General features: G+C 59.1%; 22 protein-coding genes. 2 read left to right on the top strand and 20 right to left on the bottom strand.

Annotated features, from left to right (window positions below):
* Positions 1 to 15 precede the first annotated feature (15 nt).
* The 4 genes from HF949_RS16490 to HF949_RS16475 form a co-directional block, all read right to left on the bottom strand.
* On the bottom strand, positions 16 to 1,167 hold the full coding sequence (locus tag HF949_RS16490) for a nickel/cobalt transporter (RefSeq protein ID WP_292897043.1): 1,152 nt from the start codon (positions 1,165 to 1,167) through the stop codon (positions 16 to 18).
* Positions 1,168 to 1,170: 3 nt separating this feature from the next.
* Entirely contained in the window at positions 1,171 to 1,836 is a 666-nt protein-coding gene (locus HF949_RS16485; protein ID WP_292897041.1) for a DUF1007 family protein, read from the bottom strand.
* A gap of 70 nt (positions 1,837 to 1,906) precedes the next feature.
* Positions 1,907 to 2,809 carry a LysR family transcriptional regulator gene (locus HF949_RS16480; RefSeq protein WP_292897040.1) on the bottom strand — a complete coding sequence of 301 codons (903 nt, stop codon included), beginning with the start codon at positions 2,807 to 2,809 and terminating at the stop codon, positions 1,907 to 1,909.
* Between the two features lie 11 nt (positions 2,810 to 2,820).
* Complete coding sequence (locus HF949_RS16475; RefSeq protein ID WP_292897039.1) at positions 2,821 to 4,008, bottom strand: amidase; 1,188 nt, start codon at positions 4,006 to 4,008, stop codon at positions 2,821 to 2,823.
* Positions 4,009 to 4,554: 546 nt separating this feature from the next.
* Between HF949_RS16475 and odc2 the strand changes: the two genes are divergently transcribed.
* Both odc2 and HF949_RS16465 read left to right on the top strand, forming a co-directional pair.
* Positions 4,555 to 5,688 carry an ornithine/lysine decarboxylase gene (odc2, locus tag HF949_RS16470; protein WP_292900267.1) on the top strand — a complete coding sequence of 378 codons (1,134 nt, stop codon included), beginning with the start codon at positions 4,555 to 4,557 and terminating at the stop codon, positions 5,686 to 5,688.
* A 64-nt stretch (positions 5,689 to 5,752) separates the two neighbouring features.
* Positions 5,753 to 6,316: a GNAT family N-acetyltransferase gene (locus tag HF949_RS16465; protein WP_292897038.1), complete on the top strand. Its 564-nt coding sequence runs from the start codon at positions 5,753 to 5,755 to the stop codon at positions 6,314 to 6,316.
* 89 nt (positions 6,317 to 6,405) lie between these two features.
* Here HF949_RS16465 and HF949_RS16460 read toward each other — a convergent pair whose 3' ends face one another.
* The 16 genes from HF949_RS16460 to HF949_RS16385 all read right to left on the bottom strand — a co-directional run bounded on the left by HF949_RS16460 (position 6,406) and on the right by HF949_RS16385 (position 18,881).
* Complete coding sequence (locus HF949_RS16460; RefSeq protein ID WP_292897037.1) at positions 6,406 to 6,687, bottom strand: SCP2 sterol-binding domain-containing protein; 282 nt, start codon at positions 6,685 to 6,687, stop codon at positions 6,406 to 6,408.
* Positions 6,688 to 6,814: 127 nt separating this feature from the next.
* A complete protein-coding gene (locus HF949_RS16455; protein ID WP_292897036.1) occupies positions 6,815 to 7,489 on the bottom strand; it encodes a MarR family winged helix-turn-helix transcriptional regulator in 675 nt (224 codons plus the stop codon).
* A 381-nt stretch (positions 7,490 to 7,870) separates the two neighbouring features.
* Positions 7,871 to 8,389 carry a hypothetical protein gene (locus HF949_RS16450; protein WP_292897035.1) on the bottom strand — a complete coding sequence of 173 codons (519 nt, stop codon included), beginning with the start codon at positions 8,387 to 8,389 and terminating at the stop codon, positions 7,871 to 7,873.
* Positions 8,386 to 8,751, bottom strand: a complete 366-nt coding sequence (locus HF949_RS16445) for a hypothetical protein (protein ID WP_292900265.1) — start codon at positions 8,749 to 8,751, stop codon at positions 8,386 to 8,388. Before HF949_RS16445 ends, HF949_RS16450 begins: the two co-directional genes overlap by 4 nt.
* 70 nt (positions 8,752 to 8,821) lie before the next feature.
* The gene (locus HF949_RS16440; protein ID WP_292897034.1) at positions 8,822 to 9,364 is read right to left on the bottom strand and encodes a rod-binding protein; all 543 of its coding nucleotides are present in this window, start codon (positions 9,362 to 9,364) and stop codon (positions 8,822 to 8,824) included.
* A gap of 60 nt (positions 9,365 to 9,424) precedes the next feature.
* Entirely contained in the window at positions 9,425 to 9,814 is a 390-nt protein-coding gene (locus HF949_RS16435) for a hypothetical protein (protein ID WP_292897033.1), read from the bottom strand.
* Positions 9,815 to 9,816: 2 nt separating this feature from the next.
* Positions 9,817 to 10,563, bottom strand: a complete 747-nt coding sequence (gene fliR, locus HF949_RS16430) for a flagellar biosynthetic protein FliR (RefSeq protein ID WP_292897032.1) — start codon at positions 10,561 to 10,563, stop codon at positions 9,817 to 9,819.
* A gap of 48 nt (positions 10,564 to 10,611) precedes the next feature.
* The gene (gene flhA, locus HF949_RS16425) at positions 10,612 to 12,699 is read right to left on the bottom strand and encodes a flagellar biosynthesis protein FlhA (protein WP_292897031.1); all 2,088 of its coding nucleotides are present in this window, start codon (positions 12,697 to 12,699) and stop codon (positions 10,612 to 10,614) included.
* A gap of 98 nt (positions 12,700 to 12,797) precedes the next feature.
* Positions 12,798 to 13,064: a flagellar biosynthesis protein FliQ gene (fliQ, locus tag HF949_RS16420; protein WP_007008607.1), complete on the bottom strand. Its 267-nt coding sequence runs from the start codon at positions 13,062 to 13,064 to the stop codon at positions 12,798 to 12,800.
* 3 nt (positions 13,065 to 13,067) lie between these two features.
* Complete coding sequence (flgD, locus tag HF949_RS16415) at positions 13,068 to 13,466, bottom strand: flagellar hook assembly protein FlgD (RefSeq protein ID WP_292897030.1); 399 nt, start codon at positions 13,464 to 13,466, stop codon at positions 13,068 to 13,070.
* Positions 13,467 to 13,469: 3 nt separating this feature from the next.
* Positions 13,470 to 13,907, bottom strand: coding sequence for a flagellar biosynthesis repressor FlbT (gene flbT / locus HF949_RS16410; RefSeq protein ID WP_292897029.1), 438 nt, complete (start codon positions 13,905 to 13,907; stop codon positions 13,470 to 13,472).
* Complete coding sequence (gene flaF, locus HF949_RS16405; protein ID WP_292897028.1) at positions 13,904 to 14,254, bottom strand: flagellar biosynthesis regulator FlaF; 351 nt, start codon at positions 14,252 to 14,254, stop codon at positions 13,904 to 13,906. Before flaF ends, flbT begins: the two co-directional genes overlap by 4 nt.
* A gap of 36 nt (positions 14,255 to 14,290) precedes the next feature.
* Positions 14,291 to 15,340 carry a flagellar hook-associated family protein gene (locus HF949_RS16400; RefSeq protein WP_292897027.1) on the bottom strand — a complete coding sequence of 350 codons (1,050 nt, stop codon included), beginning with the start codon at positions 15,338 to 15,340 and terminating at the stop codon, positions 14,291 to 14,293.
* A gap of 11 nt (positions 15,341 to 15,351) precedes the next feature.
* Positions 15,352 to 16,812, bottom strand: a complete 1,461-nt coding sequence (flgK, locus tag HF949_RS16395; RefSeq protein ID WP_292897026.1) for a flagellar hook-associated protein FlgK — start codon at positions 16,810 to 16,812, stop codon at positions 15,352 to 15,354.
* Positions 16,813 to 16,849: 37 nt separating this feature from the next.
* Positions 16,850 to 18,106, bottom strand: coding sequence for a flagellar hook protein FlgE (locus HF949_RS16390; RefSeq protein ID WP_292897025.1), 1,257 nt, complete (start codon positions 18,104 to 18,106; stop codon positions 16,850 to 16,852).
* 100 nt (positions 18,107 to 18,206) lie between these two features.
* A complete protein-coding gene (locus HF949_RS16385) occupies positions 18,207 to 18,881 on the bottom strand; it encodes a response regulator transcription factor (protein ID WP_292897024.1) in 675 nt (224 codons plus the stop codon).
* Between the last annotated feature and the right edge of the window lie 35 nt (positions 18,882 to 18,916).

The raw sequence follows: 18,916 nt of genomic DNA, 5'->3' as shown, positions 1-18,916 counted from the left end.
ACAGCTGACCGGGGGTCACGCCGCAAGGCTTGCGGCAAGGAGCGTCAGGCCCAAAACCAGTACAAGGCCAGCGCCGCCGATCTCGATGGCGTTGTGAACGCGGTTGCTCGCACGGTTGCCACCCGACAGTGCCACGGCCCAGTTCTTTGCTGTCACAGCGAGTGTCGCCAGAACCGAAACAGTGATCGCCGTTCCAATGGACATGGCCAGAACTGAAAGAACGCCACCAAGCCAAAGGCTGTTCAGAAAGGCGAAGGTGAGCACGATCAGGGCGCCGGAGCAGGGGCGTATACCTACCGCGGCAATGGCAGAGCTAGCGGTTTTCCAGTCAAAACGCTCTCCCGTCAGCAGACTCGGGTCCGGCGCATGTGCGTGACCGCAGCTGGGGCAGACATCACCGGGACCGTGGTCATGCGCGTGTTCGTGCCCGTGATGATGCTCATGTCCGCATGTGTGATCGTGCGTGTGATGGTCATGACCGTGCTCGCAGGTGGAATGGTCATGATGATCGTCATCAGCAGCATGTACATGATCATGGGCGTGTTCATGGACGTGCGCTGCTGAAAGACTGTGCATTGCCGGCGCGACCCGGGAATGCGCTACCGCGGTGGCGAGGGGTGAAGCACGGGTACGCATCAGACCTGAGAGCTTGCGCCAGAGGAGCCAGGCACCAAAAGCGGCGATCAGGCCGAAGCTGACAGTTTCAAGAAACCATGCGGCATCGGTCATGGAGATTGATGTGCCGCGCAAAGCCAGGAAGACAACGCCCATCAGGATGACGGCCGTCAGACCCTGTAGAAGTGCAGAGGCGAAGGAGAGGATCACACCGCGCCGTAGCGCGACCTCATTGGCCAGCATATACGAAGAAATGACGGCCTTGCCATGCCCCGGACCGGCTGCATGGAAAACACCATAGGCAAAGGAGAGGCCGATAAGAACCCACAGTTTGCTGCCATCGTCGCGCATCGCCTTCAACGCGCCGGTCAGAGTGCGATAAAACGCCTGCTGGTGAGTGTTGATCCATTGCAGGGTGCCGGCAAACGGGCCGGACGGGGTGATGGCGGGTTCGGCCGCTCCAATGCCGAGCGAACTCTGCGCCATCGCCGCACCCGCGGCCAGAAGGGTAATCGCTGCGGAAGCGATGACGACACGGCGGAATGGAAGCATGGGTCAGCTATCCTTGCTGCAGTTTAACTCCAGGCGGGTCGCGAAAATCTGGCTCATGTCATTGCCGGTCGGATCGTTGAAGAAGGCTTCTGTCAGGGTCTGCTGATTTTGGGCGATCGCTTCATCGGGATCCGGTCGGACAACGCTACTGGTGCAGTCAGCCGGGAGATTGTTGACGGTCATATAGCTGTCTTCAACGAAGTCGATGGCTGTGTAGAAGGTCGGGTCGTAGACGCCGAAGGCGACTTCGCCGACAAGGAGAAGGGGCGCTTCGGGTTCGGATTCAAACAGGATGATGAGCTGGTTATCGACGAAATCGGCCACAAGCCGTTCGGGGGCCTGCATGGGCACGTCCTTGCCGCCTTTGGTGACAAGCTGAAAATAATTGAAATCGGCAAGCGACCCGTGAACCACATTTGCCACTTCTTCGAGTTCCGCCTGATCGAGCACAAGATCCTGGTTTTTGTCGAACTCGACCAGAACCGTGCTGGAGAAAAGGTCGTCGAAGCGCCAGACATGATGCAGGGACGTTACGTTTCCCCCGGCATCGACATTCACATCGAGCCGTGCTTCGGCGAACACGTGTGGGTGAGCAAAGGCGGGGGTGGCGCATACAAGGGCAAGAAGGGTGGCGCCAACTCCGGGCGTGAAATTCCTGCGAATCGGCATATGCAACAGTCCTGCTCCCAGATCGTCCGTGCTGTTATGTACACGAAACCGGCGGAAATTGGACGGGGTGTTATTTGTTGGGGTAATTTTCTTTCAGCCACTGCGCGAGAAAATCCACAAAGGCACGGACTTTTGCGGGCAAATAGCGTCGGTGCGGATAGATGGCATAAATCCCGGCACCGTCGAAGCTGTTCTGCTCGAGCAGGGGCACAAGACGACCGGCGCTGATTTCCGGATCTGCGATAAAGTCCGGAAGGATCGCGAAACCCAGGCCGGACAAAGCTGCTGCCCTGGCCGCCATGGGGCTGTTTACCTCCAGGCGCCCGGTGACCGGGACATTCACGGTTGTCCCATCTTCCAGTCTGAAGGGCCAGTTCTGGCGGTAACGGCTGTTGGTGTCCACGATGCAGGGTAAATGGGTGAGCTCCTGCGGCGTACCCGGTTCGCCATGACGGGAGATCAGTGCCGGAGAAGCGCAAAGCACCACGCGGAACGGGGCCAGCCGCTTGGCGATCAGCGAGGAGTCGGCGAGCTTGGTGATGCGAATGGCGAGATCGAACCCTTCTTCGACCAGGTCGACGAAGCGGTCGTCGAGATTGATTTCAAGCGTGACGTCTGGATGCGCGCTGGCGAAATCGATGAGCGATTGACCGATGGGAGCATCGGCAAATGTACGCGGGGCGGAAAGCCTGATCCTGCCGCGAACATCGCCGGAGGAATCACGCACCGCTTCGGCAAGGTCCTCGACGTCCCGCAACAGTTCCACGGCTCGGGCGAAATAGGTATGGCCGGCTTCCGTAAGCGACAATTGCCTTGTGGTGCGGTTGAGCAGAAGCGCGCCCAGTTCATCTTCGAGCTCGCGGACATATTTCGACAGAAGCGCCTTCGATTTTCCGACTTTTCGGGCGGCGGCGGAAAAGCCTTCGGCCTCGACTACATCGACGAATGCGCGCATGCGGCTGAGTGTGTCCACGAGAGTTTCCTTCAGCTTCCGGAGAGGATATCGGCGGCGATGCGGATGAGCTGCCGGTCGCTGCCGGCGGGCCCGAGAAGTGAGATGCCGAAGGGGGCATCATGCACCTGGCCGAGAGGGAGGGTAATCTGAGGCCAGCCGAGCAGGCCGGCGATGGCGGTGAGTTTGAGCGCCAGGCTTCGGTAGCGGTCGAGCTCTTCCCGCGTTGCATTCTTCATCGGGGCCACGGTCGGCTGGGTCGGCATGACCAGCACCATGTCGTGATCGAACAACGCGGCGAAATCCTGCTGGAAGCGCAGGCGTTCGGCGCGCGCCTCGGCCACCGCAGCAAGGCTGATGCGGCTGCCAAACTCGAAACGTTCCCGGACACCGGGACCGAGTTGCGGTTTCGCGGTCCGGATGAACTCGCCATGCACCTGCCACGCCTCGAAAGCCTGAATGAGACGGAAACACTCAAACAGCCTGTCCATGGAGCCGGGCAGCGCGAGGAAGGCAGCTTCGCGGTCGAAATGGTGCATGACTGTGGCAAGCATCGTGCCATAGGACGTGCGCTCCTGCTCACCGAAGAGAAGCGCCTCGAATTCGGAAATGCGAACCGGGCGCACGAGAAGATCCCTGTGCGGGTCGCTCCCAAGCAGCACTTCGCCAACCCGTGCATAGGCGACGGCGTCACGCGCGAACCAGCCAAACGTGTCAAAGGAAGGAGCGAGCGGCATGGCTCCCTCGAGGGGGATGCGCCCGTGCGTCGTGCGCAGCCCGATCAGGCCGCAATATGAAGCGGGCGCGCGGATTGAACCATTCGTGTCGGATCCGGCGGCGATGTCAGCGAGCCCGCCAGCCACCGCGGCCGCCGAACCGGAGGAAGAGCCGCCGGTGAAACGCTGCGGCGCGGCGCGATTGACCGGAGCAGGGTGGTGAGCGTTCTGCCCGATCATCGAGAAGGTCAGTTCGTCGGTCTGGGTCTTGCCGATGAAGCGGGCGCCCGCATCGAGAAGACGCTGGATCGCTGGTGCCGTGTTCGGGGCGCGGGGATAGCATTCAGCGCGGCGCGGATTGCCGCCACCGGTCGGATATCCCGCCACGTCGAAGATATCTTTCACACCAAGTGTCAGACCTGCCAACGGTCCCTCGCCACTGGGAGGAGGAGATGTGTCCGGGTAGGCGAGGAAAGCGTTCAGCGTATCGCGCATCTTGATCATCGTCGTTTTCCTCATCGCACCGGAGCGTCAAAGGTCGGCATTCACGCGCTTTTTTTCAAGGACATAAAATTTTTCATTGATTGTGACAGCCGTTGCGCCTATATCCGCGCTGCCCAAAGTCGCACGTGCCTGTGGGTGTCCGCCGGACCTCGAAAATGGCGAGGAAACCGGTACGGTACCTGGACCTAACCGCTCCAGTCGGTCTGATGGCCAACCATCAAACCGAGGACATCTTGAAGCAACGACGGTGCGGGCCTTTCTGGTGTCTGCCGGCTGTCCAAAAGCCGGGGTTACTGAAGAGGCACACCTTCATTGCCGGCAGTGCGGTTGGGGTCTCCCATCCAAAGCTGAGGCAGACAAAGCGCATCTTCGCCGCGAGGCGGAAGTGCATCGTAGCGCGTTATCGCATGACCTGGTTCCGGTGCTCTCCACCTGCCGGCTCCCGTGTGCGCATGCCGCGTCCTTTGTCCACCGCGGAAGCGAGTTCGCTTTTGCAGTTTCGAAGCTTCGGTAACGCGGCCTGAAAGCCGCGATTGGAGAGACATGATGGCCACCCAGCGCATTCTCGACTTCCTCGCCACCCGACGTCCCGAGGGCCCCTGCCTCGTCGTTGATCTCGACGTGGTGCGCGACAATTTCTGCGCCTTTGAAAAGGCGCTGCCCGATTCCCGGATTTACTATGCTGTGAAGGCCAACCCGGCGCCGGAAATCCTGCGTCTTCTTGCTCAGTTGGGCTCCAGCTTCGACACGGCTTCGGTGGCCGAGATCGAGATGGCGATGAATGCCGGTGCCACCGCAGACCGCATTTCCTATGGCAATACGATCAAGAAAGAGCGCGACATTGCGCGTGCCTATGAACTCGGCATTCGCCTGTTCGCGGTCGATTGCGAGGAAGAGGTGGAGAAGATTGCGCGTGTTGCGCCCGGCTCACGCGTGTTCTGCCGTGTCCTGACGGATGGCGCCGGCGCTGAGTGGCCGCTGTCGCGCAAATTCGGCTGCGTACCCACCATGGCTGTTGATGTCCTGCGCCATGCCCGCGCTCTTGGACTGGATCCCTATGGGGTTTCCTTTCACGTCGGGTCGCAGCAGACCGATCTGGACGCCTGGGATCGTGCATTGGCCGACGCCCGTGGCGTTTTCGGTGCGCTTGCGGACGAAGGTATCGTGCTGCGCATGGTCAATATGGGCGGCGGCTTCCCGACGCGTTACCTGCGCGACGTGCCTGCCGCACAGGCTTATGGCCAGGCGATCTTCTCGGCGCTTCGCAAGCATTTCGGCAACCGCATTCCCGAGACGATCATCGAACCCGGGCGCGGCATGGTCGGCAATGCCGGTGTGATCAAGTCCGAGGTCGTGCTGATTTCCAAGAAAGCGGACAACGACAATGTGCGCTGGGTATATCTCGATATCGGCAAGTTTGGCGGCCTGGCAGAAACCATGGACGAGGCAATCCGCTATCCGCTTGTGACACGTCACGATGGCGGGGAGACAGCACCCTGTGTGCTGGCCGGCCCGACCTGCGATTCCGCTGATGTCATGTATGAAAAAACGCCATATCCTCTGCCGCTGTCGCTGACCATTGGAGATGAAGTTCTTATCGAGGGGACGGGCGCTTACACAACGACCTATGCTTCTGTGGCATTCAACGGTTTCGAGCCGCTCCGATCCTACGTGATCTGACATAAAGCTGCGTTGCCCGCGCGCTATGCGCGGGCCGGATTTTCCGGATTTCGGGATCAGGGTTATGGAACAGGCTGTTATTGGCGGCGCATTTGCGCCTGCCTTCTCGATTCTTTGCGAAAGTGCCCGGGACGCTGCCGAGCGGGAAGCTCTTCTGGATCGCGTCATGGGCCCCAAGCGCAAGTCAAAATCTTCGGAGAAGCTGCGCAGCGGCCGTTTGCCGGCGGAAGGCCTGGCTTTCGTTGCGCGTGACGCGGGAGGCCGTATGATCGGCTCTGTCCGTCTGTGGAATGTTCGTCTGGGCAACGAGGGATCCAGCGCCCTTCTTCTTGGGCCGCTGGCGGTCGAGAAGGAATTTGCCGGGCGGGGTATCGGCGCTGCGTTGATGCGCCATGCGATTGCCGAGGCACGTCGGCTGGAACACCTGGCAATCCTGCTCGTTGGTGATGCAGGCTATTATGGCCGCTTTGGTTTCTCAGCCGACCTGACACCGACGCTTTCGATGCCCGGCCCTTACGAGACGAACAGATTTCTGGCTCTCGAACTCACGCCGGGTGCACTGTTACACGCGTCTGGAACGCTTTATCCCACCGGCCGGAAAGCGGTGGTGCGAAGCCTGGTTGCCTGAGAGTGCCGGGGCGGACCGCACTCATGTTGCGAGCCGCCCCAAAAGCACCTGCATCGCAGCCTCTGCGGCTCTGTTCGCAGAGAGACGTGCTAAAGTACCTGGCTCAACTGCATGGCGACAGTCATGTCTCCGTCAACCCTCAGTTTTCCCTGCATGAACGCGGCGGTCGGATCAAGTTCGCCTGCGATCATTGCTTCAAGATCGTTCCTGGACAAGCTGATGATGCAATCAGCCTGGCTGTCTTCGGTGGAAACGCTGCTCCCGTCAACAACAATCACCCCGTCCTCTCCGCAGTCGAATTTCACCGACCGACTGAAATCCGAAGTTGCCACGCGTGACTTCACTTTCTCGGCAATTGCGTCCATCCCCATTCAAGTTCTCCCTGTACGCGCATCTGCGTCGTGTTGTCATTCAGTTGGCGATAGCCGTTTCAGCTCCGACCCGCCGCTGGTAAACAGTAGGCTTTTATTGACGTTTACGTCAACGTCTTTATTTGCCTCAACCACGCGGAATTGACACACGTTTCTTGCCGGCAAGCAGACGGTCGAGAAGAGCGATCAGAGCGTCTCTGTTGTCTTCTCCCCCTAGCCTTTCAATGATCCGCTTCTCATGCTGAGCCCACAGTTTTGAAATCTCCGCGATGAAATCGGAGCCCTTCTCCGTGAGGTGCAGAGAGTGCGAACGGCGATCGATATCGCCTTTGCGACGCTCGGCCAGACCGCGGGTCTCGAGGCAGTCCATGAGTGCGACGAAATTCGCGCGCTTGATACCCAATTGCTCCGCGACTTCGGTTTGCTTCTGGCCCGGGTTGGTGGCAATCAGCGACAGGACCGCAAACTCCGTTGGCCGCAGCTTCACGCAAGCGAACGATTTTTGAAAATCCTGAAACACGACAAGCTGCGCGCGGCGCAGCTTGTAGCCGATGGCGGTTGCCAGAAGCGGTAAACAGGGGCTTTGTGCATTGCTGTCGAAAACATCAAGATATTCATTACCGGGTGAGCCGGTGGATACTTTGACCGAGGGCTGGGTCATCTTCACTGTAAATCTCCAAACTATACTCTTTCGGCCTGCGTAAACCGCTGCGTCGAAACAGAGCTTCGCATCTCGACCGAAAATTGGTGAGATCACCGAAGTAGCGAAAGACTGTTTGCATACGTTGGCCGTATAAGGCAACGCCTTATATCCACATTAAACAAATCCATTTTGGACAAGAATGAGGCGCTTGGATACAAAAGTTCATATAGAACGAGTTTTTTCCGGTATTATGTTTGAACTTATAAGTTTTATATCTAATATTGTTTAATGCTTAGACTTTGTAGAAATGGTTCATGATTATAATATGTGATAGTTATCCTGAGTTCTATCACTCGACGGAAGCAGCTTGTTCACAAGCTCTGAGCTGAGTTTGAGATTGCGGGCCGTGAAAGAAGAAGGCGGAGGCCCGAACCCTGTCCGGATCTCCGCCGCTTCTCCTGTCTGGCAGGGACCTGGGAGGGCGATACTCTCAACTCCGGAGAAGTCTGGAACACCGCCCGATGTGACCATAATGGTGTTTTAGTGAGCACTCTTGCTGGGGGCGGAGCCTGCCGTCTCAGCCGGCCCGAGCCTGCTGCGTGCGGTCTTGTCGCGGATCTCGGCCTTCGACAGGTAATCGGCCTGCTCGATGAATACTTCATGGATGAGCTTTTCGCCGACCCGCTGGTTGATGCTGTCGCGAAGTCCGTCCCGGAAGGCAACGACGTCGAAAGCCTCGTTGCTTGCGTAGTCTATAGCGGGGTTTGCATAGAGGTGGGAGTAAATCTCATCGACCAGCATCGTCTGGACAGGGATGCTGAGCGCGGGAACTTTTTTGGAGTCCACCGAGTAGGAGAGGCGGGTCAAGAAATAGCCTTCCACCGCCCCGGCCTTTATCACCGGTACCGAGATGACATCGGTGCTTACATAGTCGAGGCCGCCAAAAAATGCAGGTGGCGGCTCGGCGCTGTTCTTCGCCTGCGAGAACTGGAACGAATAGAGCATCGTTCCAACCGTGACGGCGCAGATCCAGAGAGCGGCAAAGACGAACTTGATCATGCCGGCGCGGCCTGTCCGAATTCATGTTGCGAATAGGTGCCGTCTGTCTGGGCACGCTGGATGGCGTCTTGCAGAAGATCGGCAACTTCATTCACTGCGCCCATGTGAGCCCGGATGGTGGCCTCGTTGTCGGCGAGTTTGTCGCGCAGGCGGATCAGAGCATCCCGATGCGCACTGGCCAGGCCGGCCTCGTTGGCCCCTTTCAATGCACGGGTAAGTTCGTAGAGGTGACGGCTTTTGCGCGCATTGGAAGCCTTGAGATCGAAGGCGGGATCATTGCGGATCGCAGCTGTCTCGGCGTCGATGGTTTCTTCAATGCGGCGCATGATCGCCAGAGCGCTTGCCCCACCATGCTGGTTCATCGTCAGGGAGGCATTTTCGGAATTTGCTGCGGAGGTCATATCATACATGGTGTTGTTCCGTTCCTGAACTTCAGCTGTCTTTATCGCCGCCGGCCGGGGTCGTGTTCACGCCAAGGGTCCTGGCTGCTTCTCGTTCGATTTCCTCGACCATGGCAGTGGAAAGAAGCGCGCGTCTGCCGATCTCTTCCTGCTCCGGTGTTTGAGAGATCGCGCCAATTGGCACGGGCTTTTCATTCTCAACCGTGTAGTCGCGCAGGACATTGCGTGCGATGCCTATGCCGCCCTTGTCCGCAAGTGTTTCGCTCAGTTGCTGTGCCAGCATGGAGCGCCACATTTCGCCCGCGAGACCCTCGCCGTAGACGGCGGACGTCTCCTCTGGGAGAAGGGATTGCATGAAGTTCTGCAGGACCATTGCCTCGAATTTCTTCTCGACATCGGAAGGTGCGTGTGCGCTGACCTTCGAAGCCTGGACAGAATTGCTGTCGAACACTGCCGAGAAACTCGCGGTTGCGTCCGATTTCGCCTGGAGCCGCGCTTTCGCGGCGGCAGCTTTGGCGGGGTCGGCGGCGCGCGCGACGTTCAGGACAATGTCGCCGGGAGGCGATATCGCCAAGGCGTCCTCCATCATTCGTTTTCGTAGGCAGCATCTTCCCAGAAGAAGCTTGTGGGAGGCTTAAGTCTCACCTGCTTTGCCGCGCTCGATGAACTCCAGACGTTCCCTGTCAGCAGTGCTGCGCTCGGAGAGATCACTGGCCTCGCGATAGGCCCGGGCCAGCGCGTTGCCGCGTGCATCGGCCTGCAAGAGGCGATGTGCTTCCTGCCGGGCGCGTTCGGCGCTTGTACGGCTGCGTTCGAGCGCGTTGGCGACGCGACGGTGATAAAGTTCCGGGAACAATGCGGTCATGGCTGTTCCGGCATCGAGCGTCTCGGTTATGGCTTTTGCCTCTTCCTGCGCAACAGCGACTTCGGCGATGTGCGCGGCGTGTTGGGCCTGATGAAAATCCTTGAGACGCTGCATCACCAGAACCAGTTTCTGCAGGCGCTTCTGACGGGGTGTCGGCATTGTTAGCGACCTTCGAAGATTGGGAAGAAGCCCTCGGCGAACAGGCCAAGCAATGAGGGAATGGCGAAATAGAGAAGAATGATGCCCCCGGCGATCACGAAGGGCAGGGAGATGAAGTAGATCGGGATCTGTGGTGTAAGCTTGTTGATGAAGCCAATCGCGAGGTTCACCAGGATCGCATAGGCCAGAAACGGACTGCCAAGCCGGATCATCACGAAGAATGCGTCGGACAGCGTATCGGTGATATCGGTCAGTGCGGATTGCGGGTCAAAGAGGCTCTCAATCGGTGCAAGCTCGTAGGAAACCACAAGCGCGCGAATGATCTGATGATGAAAATCGAGAACGAAAAGCAGCATCAGGGCAGAGAGCGATATCAATGCCGTCAGGGGCGGCTGGGCTTCCGGTTCTTCGATAGCCGTGCCACCCGCAGCCATACCGAAGCCGGAGAACATCGCCATGGATGTGCCGATGAACTGAAGCGACAGAACGTAGAAGCGGGCGATGAGACCGATCAATGCTCCGATGGCCAGTTCTGAGGCGATCAGCAGGAAGAGGGGGCCGGGTTCGTCTGAGACATGTGGGGTGATCACATCCCAAAGATGCGCCAGCATAGCGAGCGTTGCCGCAACCGCCGCGAAGAGGCGCACCTGCATTGGCACACGGACGCTGGAAAGGCCGGGCATGAACAGGAAGCAGCCGCCTATGCGACAGAAGGCGAGGAAGGCGGCCAGGAGCGGGGTTTCCAGCATGGTCTCAGGTTGCCGGTGCAATCAACAGGGGCAGGCCGGCGCCGCGCATCAGGAAATTGAACCCAATACGCTGAGCTCGACGCCTTTTGCCATCTCGACATGGCTGAGGACGGGGAGTGTGGGGAAGAGACGCTCGGTAATCATGCGAACATAGGGGCGTGCTTCCGGTGCGGTGACAAGAACGAAGCGTTCGCCGGCATCGAGATGTTTGCGAATGGCGGTACTCGCTTCCTGTCCGAATTCCTCGAGTTGCCGCGGATCGATATCGAATTCGCGGATTTCGCCCTTGGCATCACGCTTGAGCGCCTGGTGGAAGGCGAGGTCCCAGCGGCCGCCGAGCCTGAGGACCTTGAGCGTGTTGCCTTCGGTCAGGTCTCCGCAGATCTGCTGTGCCATGCGAATACGCACATGCTCGACAATCTGCTCGGTGCGGCGGATATGCGGCGCGATCTCCGCAATCGCCTCGATGATCAGGTGCAGGTTGCGGATCGACACCCGCTCTGCCAGGAGCAGTTTCAGCACTGCCTGCAGGCCGGGATAGGTGATGTGCGATGAGCAGATTTCGTCTGCCAGCTTGCGGTATTCGGGGTCGAGCCGCTCGATGAGCGCCTTCATGTCCTTGTAGGAAAGGAGTTGCGGCAGGTTGTTACGGATGACTTCGCTTAGATGGGTGAGCAGCACCGACATATTGTCAGCGAAGGCATAGCGCTCGCGCTTCAGGTCATCGGCGAACATTTCCGGTACTGAGAAAGCCCGCATGCCAAAGGCGGGTTCCTTGACTTCTTCACCGGGCATATCTGGCATGCGGTTGTTGCCGACGAGCACCAGAAGTTCTCCCACACGCATCTGATACTCGGTGACTACAGTGCCGTGAATCTTGATGCGGTAGCTCTTTGGAGGAATGGAATAGTCATCGGTCAGGCGCACCTCGGGCACCACGAACCCATACTGCGCGGCGAACTTCTTGCGCATCTTGCCCATGCGATAGGCGAGCTCCTGATGCGACGCCAGAAGCCGCGTCGAAAGCTGCTTGCCGATAAGGAGCTCGATCTCTGCGGTTTTCAGAGAGGATTTGACGGAGTTGCGCTCTTCCTCTTCCTGGGAAAGTTGTTCCTGTCGTTGTGCCTCGTTCTCCTTTTCGCGCCGTTGGCGCGCACGCAGTGGCAATGCATAGCCTATACCGCCCATGATGCCGGCAAGCGCCACAAACGGAATAAAGGGAAGACCGGGAACGAGGCCGAGCACTGTCAGAAGCATCGCGGCGACGAAGAGCGCACGCGGGTAAGCGCTGAGCTGTCCGAACACAGCCTGATCCGCGGAGCCGCGCGTGCCGCCCTTGGAGACAAGCAGGCCGGCCGCCAGAGAGACGATGAGTGCGGGGATCTGCGAGACAAGGCCGTCGCCCACAGAAAGCTTGGTGAAGACATCCGCCGCTTCGCCGATGCTCATGTCGTGGCGTGCATAGCCGATGGCGATGCCGCCAACGATGTTGATGGCGGTGATGAGGAGACCGGCGATCGCATCCCCGCGCACGAATTTCGAGGCGCCATCCATCGCGCCGAAGAAAGAGCTTTCCTCTTCGAGTTCAGCCCGGCGGCGCTGTGCTTCCTTGTCGTCGATCGTGCCGGCAGAAAGATCGGCGTCGATGGACATCTGCTTGCCAGGGATGGCGTCGAGAGTGAAGCGGGCCCCAACCTCCGCGATACGTGTTGAACCCTTGGTGATGACGACGAAGTTCACCACCACCAGGATCATGAAGACGATAAGACCGATAACGAAATCGCCGCTCATCACCATCTGCGAGAAGCCGCCGATAACGTAACCAGCCGCGTTCGCCCCTTCATGGCCTTCGGACAGGATCACGCGGGTCGTGGCGATGTTGAGCGAAAGCCGTAGCATCGTCGCGATGAGCAGGATGGTGGGGAAGGAGGAGAAATCCAGTGGTCTCTGAATCCACAAAGCGACCATCAGGATCAGGACTGAAAGCGCGATCGAGAATGCGAGGCCGACGTCGATCAAAAAGGCTGGTATGGGCAGGAAAAGCACCGCCAGGATGATGACGATGCCAACAGCAAAGCCAATGTCGCGGCCATGCTTTCTGGTCTCTGCGCCTGTGATTGCTTCGCTCAACGCCATGCCGGTCTTCCTACTCAAATCAGAACGCGTTTGCACGTCCGTGCGCTGAAGCTAGCGCCTCAAACTTGCGCGAAAGAGGAGAGGAGACAGGGAAGGCTTCAGAAGCCGCCTTCGATCCGTTGGAAGATGACGTTGCTGAAACCGGAAATCTGCGATGCGACGAAGGGGGCGGAGAAGGCGACCGCGACGAGGATTGCCACGATCTTGGGCACGAAGGTGAGGGTTATCTCCTGCACCTGGGTGAGTGCCTGTACCAGGGCGATGCCGACGCCGACCACCATGGCGACGATCACCGCCGGGCTGGAGGCAACCAGAACGGTCCAGATCGCGTACTGAACAATGTCGAGGGCGTCGGCTTCGTTCATCGTTCAGCGGATCACGACACCCGGTCCGACGGGAATCTTGTCGCCGCTTTCGAGAACGGCCATGACGCCATCGCTATAGAGGCGTACTTCGGCCACCTTGCCGGTGGTTTCGCCGTCGGCGGAGGTGATTTCACGGCCTACAAGGCTGCCGGCCTGCGCAAGTGCGGAAGCCTGGAGAATCTGGTCAAGCTTGGCGTTTGCCTGCACCGACTGCTCGACCTGCGAGAACGTGGCAAGCTGTGCCACATAATCCGTGGATTCCATCGGGCTCGTGGGGTCCTGGTTTTTCATCTCCGCGACCAGAAGGCGAAGGAATGCCTGGTAGTCCACCGTTTGCGGTGTGGCAGCCTGCTGCGTGCCATTGCTGTAGGTCTGGGTGCCTGATGCTGCTTCAACGTTCATGGCTTACTCTCCTGCAATGGCGGTGACGGGCTCGCTATTGGCCGGCTGCGTGTTCTGGGTCATGATCTCGTCTTCGATAGGATAAAGCGCACGGATTTCCTTCAGAGCGTCATAGACCTGTTCGTTCGCCACCAGCTCCTCCACATGCTTCAGACCGGCACGAATGCGCTCGCTTGTGAAGCTGTTCAGTAGTCTCGGAAGGAGCTGGCCGAAAAGCTGGCGCGCATCATCTGCATTCTCCGGCGTGATCAACATTATCTGTACCGTGAAATACAGTTGACGCAGCGGTGTGTGCGCATCTTCCGCCTGAAGGACGTGGTTCTCAAGCAAGAACTGAACGTTGTTCAGGAATTCCAGCGTCACTTTTCGGTCGGTCTTGATGACTGCGCCGTTGACGTAGATCTTCTCGTTCGCCTTGAGTGATATTTTTAACGTGCTCATTGCTGAATGCCGTCGCGGATGATCTGCGACACCTCGATAAGGCCATCAAGGTTCTGCGATCTTCCCTGACGCACTTCTTCTCCTTCCCGCAGCAGCCATAAGCCTATGGAAATCAGATTGGCTCTGAGCTCCTTTGGCAGTTCGTTTTCCGGATTGCCGAGATCGTCGATGAAGGCAGTCCAGACGCGGATCATGAAGTGAATTGCCTCGACGGCTTCCTGCGAGTTCGGGCCCTTCTCGCGCGCAGCCTGAAGAAGATCGATTGAACGGCTCAGAACCTGTTCCTCCCGATCCCGGGCGTCGGCGAGCGAGTCTGTCTGAACTTCGCTGTAGGAAAACTGGTACATGTGCTTCCCGTTCGTTTTGTTCCGGCTGTCTGTCGGTTATCGCAGATAGTTCAAGATGCTGAGCTGCTGCAGGCGTGCGGTCAGCGCGTAGGATGCGTCGAGCTGTGCTCTCAGGTCGTTCACCCGGGTCGCTGCCTCGTAGGGGTCGATGCCCTCGCTGTCCTTTATCAGTGTGTTGAACAGATCAACCTGGGCGGAGAGCCGTTCGCTGGCTGCCGAGACCCGGTTTTCGACAATACCGGCCTGCGCCTGCGCGTTCGCGACCTCGGCGACGGCTTCACCGACCAGCGTGAGCGATCTGTCGTAGAGAACAGCGCGCGCTTCCTCGCCGAGAGGGCCATTGAAAAGGTCGGAAATCGTGGCCGCAACCATGGCCAGCTTGCGTATGCCGGTCTCATTGGCCGTCAGCGACGTCTCCGCGGTTTCGTTCAAGGTGATGCGGCTGGTAATTTTCTGGCTGGATGCGCTGGACCAATTGGTTTCCCAGCCCGCGCCGATGAATTGAGGTTCCACGAAATTGGTGAGGAAGTCGTCCATGTCGGCTGCAGTGATACTCGCCGCTGCGGGGTCAGTCTGCGCAAAGCCGAATTTTGCCACAAATGCCGCATCAAAGGCCGCTTTCGCTGGCGAGGCCGGGACGTCGAAATCGGTGACCGGCTTGACGTCGGTGTTGATGCCGGCGAACAGGTATTCGCCATTAAGATTGGTGTTGAGTATGCCGGTTATCGATTTCAATACGCGCTCGGCTTCCGCCTGTGACACGGAGACCTGATCGATGTCGGACTTTGCCGCTGTCAGCGCAGCAAGCAGGCTCTGTCCAAGATCGCCGATCTGCGTCATCGCATTCTGCGTTGCTGAAAGGCGGTTGGCGGCGATCGCGTTGGCATCAACGAGGCCGTTCAGGCGATCAATGTTGCGGGTCATCGAAAGATTGCGACCGGCATGGGCACCAAGTGCGATGCCAACATCGGCATGCCGTCCGGTTTGCGACTCCTTCAATCTTTCGGCCAACTCAGCCTGCATGCGCATGGTCTGGTACCGCAGCGACTGCGACATGGCCAGGGATGAGATGAAGGAGGTTTTCATGGTCGGTCCTTCTACCGGGTTGCCTGCATCAGCGTGGAGAGCATCTCATCGATAACGGAGATGAGGCGCGCTGAAGCTTCGTAGGCATTTTCGAGATCGAGCAGCAGCGCCATTTCATTGTCGACATTGACGCCGGTTGCGTTCGAGAGTGCGGTTGCCGTGCGTACCGCCAGCGCCTCCTTGCCTTCAGCGCCGCTTGCAGCTTCTTTGCGGCTCGCTTCCAGCCAGCCGACGGAATCGAACGAGAAGGCTGTCACACTGCGGTTTGTGTCGAGACCTGCCAGAGGGTCAAAAGCCATCGGTTCGTCGAGGCGTTGTGAGTAACCGAGAAGCAGATCCGAATAGGAGGCGGCGCCGCTCGTGTTGTGCAGATAGGCTGCGCCGTTGGCGCCGCCATCACGCAGAAGCGAGGGGTCTCCTCCGGCGCTTTTGTCGAACGCGACGTTGATACGGATTGCTCCTGCCAACCCGTCGATGAGTGTGCCTGCAGGCGGGATTCCGGGACCACCGGCCCAGGTAAACAGTCCTGCCATGTCCGGCTGGGTGCCGCTGGGGTCCGTCTCGGCAAAAGCCGTAATCAGGCCGCGTGCGACCTCGTCGAGTTGGCGCTGCATCTGCAGTGCTGTCTCGTCGCGTAACTGCAGGGCTGCCGCTATCGAGCCCTTGGCGCTGGTGTTGCCACCCACGCCGGGTACCAGCGGAACGCCATCGACATAGACCGAGTTTCCGGTCGTCCCTGGTCCGTAGCTCGTATTCGGGGTGAATGTGACAGGCCGCGGAATGGTCTCGAACAACGTGGCACCATCGGCGGTGACGATGACCATGTCGTTGCCGGAGCGCGTCGTGGTCGAGACGGCGACATATTCGGAGATCTTCTTGAGAAGCGCACCCCGTCGATCCAGAGCATCCGATACGTCGCGGCCGCTTCGGGTTCCGTTGACGATCTCAGTGTTGACGGTCTCGAACTCGCCGAGAAGATAGTTGAGGTCCTCGACCGCCGTTGAGATATCCCGATCCGCGTCGGCCCGGAAATTCTGTACGGATCTGGCACCGTCATTGAGTGAGCGAACCACCTGTTTCGCTGCTTGCACCGCGCTCTCTGCAAGCGTGGTGTTGGATGGCGTGGCCGCATAAAGCTGCAGGGCCTCCTGCAATTTACTGATCGCGGTCGCCGGCGCGTTCGCGTCGTCAATGCCGTTAACGGTTAGACGCATGGTGTCGAGCCCACCAGACATCGCTTTCTGACCCTGCCAGGCCGAGATCGCGAAGAGATTTTGTCTGAAGAGAACTTCGTCGGCCGCGCGCCGGATCTGAACGACGCGCGCCCCGGGGGCCATGCTGGACAGAAGTGCGCTGCGATGCGCGTAGTCCGGATTGCTGGCTTCCGAAACGTTGCGTGAGACGACTGAGGTCTGGCGCGAGGTGTTAAAAAGCGCCGTCTGCGCAATGTTCAGTGCAGATGTCAGAGACATTTACGTTCTTCCACTCCCCCGTTCCGGAAACCCACGCTTATCGCTTCAGATTGACCAGCAGTTCCATCAGTTCGGAACCGGTCTGAAACGACTTGGAATTGGCCGTATAGTTGCGCTGAGCCTCGATCATGTCTGTCAGCTCGGTGGCGATGTCGACGTTGGAACGCTCCACAGCTCCGGGTGTTACCTTGCCGAGCCCGCCGGTTCCCGAGAAGCCAAGCTGTACGCCGCCCGAATCCGCGCTTTCGGAAAAGACGTTGCCCGTGATGACCTTCAACTGATCGGGGCTTTGAACATTGGCAAGTGGAATGCGGTAGAGAGCCCGTCGGGAGCCATCTGCATATTGCGCGAAGATCGTGCCGTCCTCGGAGATTTCGACACTGTCGATCGCATAGGGTGCGCTTCCGTCCACTTCGCCGGTGACCGAGAAGCCGGTATCGAGCTGCGTCATGTCGGAAAGATCGATAGTCAGGGTGTCGCCGCCGGGAACGGTCAGCGCAATGTCGGTCGGGCTGGCGCCGTCCAGCTTGCCATTGGTCGGGTCGAAGGTGAGCGTCGTCGTGGCCAGGGGCGGGTTGGCGTATGGGAAAGACGTATTGGGCGCGGCATCCGCGCGGTCGTAGACAGCGACTTCCCAGGTGTCCGCGCCGGTCTTCGTCATGTAGACGTCAAGCAGCTGCTTACCGCCAAGATTGTCGTAGGCCACGAGCGAGGTCTTGTGCGTGTACTGGGCTGTGGCTGCGTTGGCGGAAGGCAGGTCCGCTGCCGCAACAACGTCCGAGCTCGATGGCAGGTTGGCTGTGAGTGTGCCGTTGCGCGATGGCGTTGCCACCAGTTCCGATTGCGCGATCGTCACGGTTTCAAGGCCTGCATATCCATTTGCGGTGACTGCGGGTACACCATTGGCGTAGCTGTAGCCCATGAGCTTGTAGCCGGCAGCGTTGACGAGTTCGCCGTCAGCGTTCGGCACGAATGAGCCGGCACGGGTGAGGAAGGGCTGGCCGTTGGTGCCCTGGACCACGAAAAAGCCATTGCCTTCGATGGCAAGGTCCGTGCCCGACGTGGTGTATTGCAACGGGCCGGACTTGGAAATCTCATAGCGGATCGATGTGGTGACGCCGCCTGAATTGTATGAACCGCCCGAGGACGGCAGGACAAGCGAGGAAAATTCGGCCTTCGCGCGCTTGTAACCATTGGTGCTGGAATTGGCGATGTTGTCGGCAACGGTGGACAACCGGTTGGATTGTGCCGCCATGCCGGAAACGCCGGTACGCATCATGCCGTAAAGGCCCATCGGAAGTCTCCTCGTAGTCTGCGCCGATCACGGCCAAGGTAGGAGACGTGACTTGCGTGAAACTGGTGATGACGCTTTGTGAAGAAAAAAAGCCGGCGGATCAGGCGTCCGCCAGCCGGTAGCCAAGGTACCGCTTGGAGTCGATCGGGTCGAACCCAAGCTTCTCGCGCAGCTTCTTGCGCAGTTTGCTGATGTGGCTTTCCACCACGTTCTCTTCGACGTCCTCATCGAAAATGCCGTAGATGGCATTGAAGATCTGGGTCTTGGTCACCCGGCGCGTCGGGTTGCTGGCCAGATACTCCAGGATGCGGCGTTCACGGCGCGGCAGGGGAAGTGGTTGTCCCTCAATTTCCGGATCGCGCCCGTCGAAGTAGATGCGCATGGCGCCGATTTCCGTGAATGTTGCCGTGTCCTGCTGGGCACGGCGGCGAATCGCCGTGATGCGGGCAAGGATTTCGCGGATGTGAACCGGTTTTCGCACCACATCGTCGACACCCCATTCGAACATGCGCAGCGTGTCGTCGAGCGAGTTGCGCTCGCTGAGTGCAATCAATGGCGCTGCGGAGCGTTCGCGGATGCGCTGAGCCCGGATGTTGCCCCCGTCGCACTGGCCGAGCAGGAATGCGCTCACCGCCTTGAGTTCGTCGTCAGCGACAGTTTCGACCCATTCGCCAAACTCGTCCGGTGCGAACCCTGCGCTCGCAACCCCCTCACGATTGAAAAGTGAGTGATAACCCTCAGTCACCAGCTCACGCTCGTCTATCACGACAATCAACGGCCCGCCCTCCGAATCAACTTATGTATCAAGTG

Source organism: Nitratireductor sp. (genome assembly GCF_017794765.1).
In the GTDB taxonomy this organism is placed as follows: domain Bacteria; phylum Pseudomonadota; class Alphaproteobacteria; order Rhizobiales; family Rhizobiaceae; genus Nitratireductor.
This window is presented reverse-complemented; position numbering and strand designations above follow the sequence as displayed.

Coding starts and splice junctions, on each gene's coding strand:
- HF949_RS16460 (WP_292897037.1), bottom strand. CDS start 6,687: ATGGGGATGGACGCAATTGCCGAGAAAGTGAAGTCACGCGTGGCAACT.
- HF949_RS16475 (WP_292897039.1), bottom strand. CDS start 4,008: ATGATCAAGATGCGCGATACGCTGAACGCTTTCCTCGCCTACCCGGAC.
- HF949_RS16390 (WP_292897025.1), bottom strand. CDS start 18,106: ATGGGCCTTTACGGCATGATGCGTACCGGCGTTTCCGGCATGGCGGCA.
- HF949_RS16400 (WP_292897027.1), bottom strand. CDS start 15,340: ATGAAAACCTCCTTCATCTCATCCCTGGCCATGTCGCAGTCGCTGCGG.
- odc2 (WP_292900267.1), top strand. CDS start 4,555: ATGGCCACCCAGCGCATTCTCGACTTCCTCGCCACCCGACGTCCCGAG.
- HF949_RS16450 (WP_292897035.1), bottom strand. CDS start 8,389: ATGATCAAGTTCGTCTTTGCCGCTCTCTGGATCTGCGCCGTCACGGTT.
- HF949_RS16465 (WP_292897038.1), top strand. CDS start 5,753: ATGGAACAGGCTGTTATTGGCGGCGCATTTGCGCCTGCCTTCTCGATT.
- HF949_RS16485 (WP_292897041.1), bottom strand. CDS start 1,836: ATGCCGATTCGCAGGAATTTCACGCCCGGAGTTGGCGCCACCCTTCTT.
- HF949_RS16490 (WP_292897043.1), bottom strand. CDS start 1,167: ATGCTTCCATTCCGCCGTGTCGTCATCGCTTCCGCAGCGATTACCCTT.
- HF949_RS16445 (WP_292900265.1), bottom strand. CDS start 8,751: ATGAACCAGCATGGTGGGGCAAGCGCTCTGGCGATCATGCGCCGCATT.
- flgD (WP_292897030.1), bottom strand. CDS start 13,466: ATGAACGTTGAAGCAGCATCAGGCACCCAGACCTACAGCAATGGCACG.
- flbT (WP_292897029.1), bottom strand. CDS start 13,907: ATGAGCACGTTAAAAATATCACTCAAGGCGAACGAGAAGATCTACGTC.
- fliR (WP_292897032.1), bottom strand. CDS start 10,563: ATGCTGGAAACCCCGCTCCTGGCCGCCTTCCTCGCCTTCTGTCGCATA.
- flhA (WP_292897031.1), bottom strand. CDS start 12,699: ATGGCGTTGAGCGAAGCAATCACAGGCGCAGAGACCAGAAAGCATGGC.
- flgK (WP_292897026.1), bottom strand. CDS start 16,812: ATGTCTCTGACATCTGCACTGAACATTGCGCAGACGGCGCTTTTTAAC.
- HF949_RS16435 (WP_292897033.1), bottom strand. CDS start 9,814: ATGCCGACACCCCGTCAGAAGCGCCTGCAGAAACTGGTTCTGGTGATG.
- fliQ (WP_007008607.1), bottom strand. CDS start 13,064: ATGAACGAAGCCGACGCCCTCGACATTGTTCAGTACGCGATCTGGACC.
- flaF (WP_292897028.1), bottom strand. CDS start 14,254: ATGTACCAGTTTTCCTACAGCGAAGTTCAGACAGACTCGCTCGCCGAC.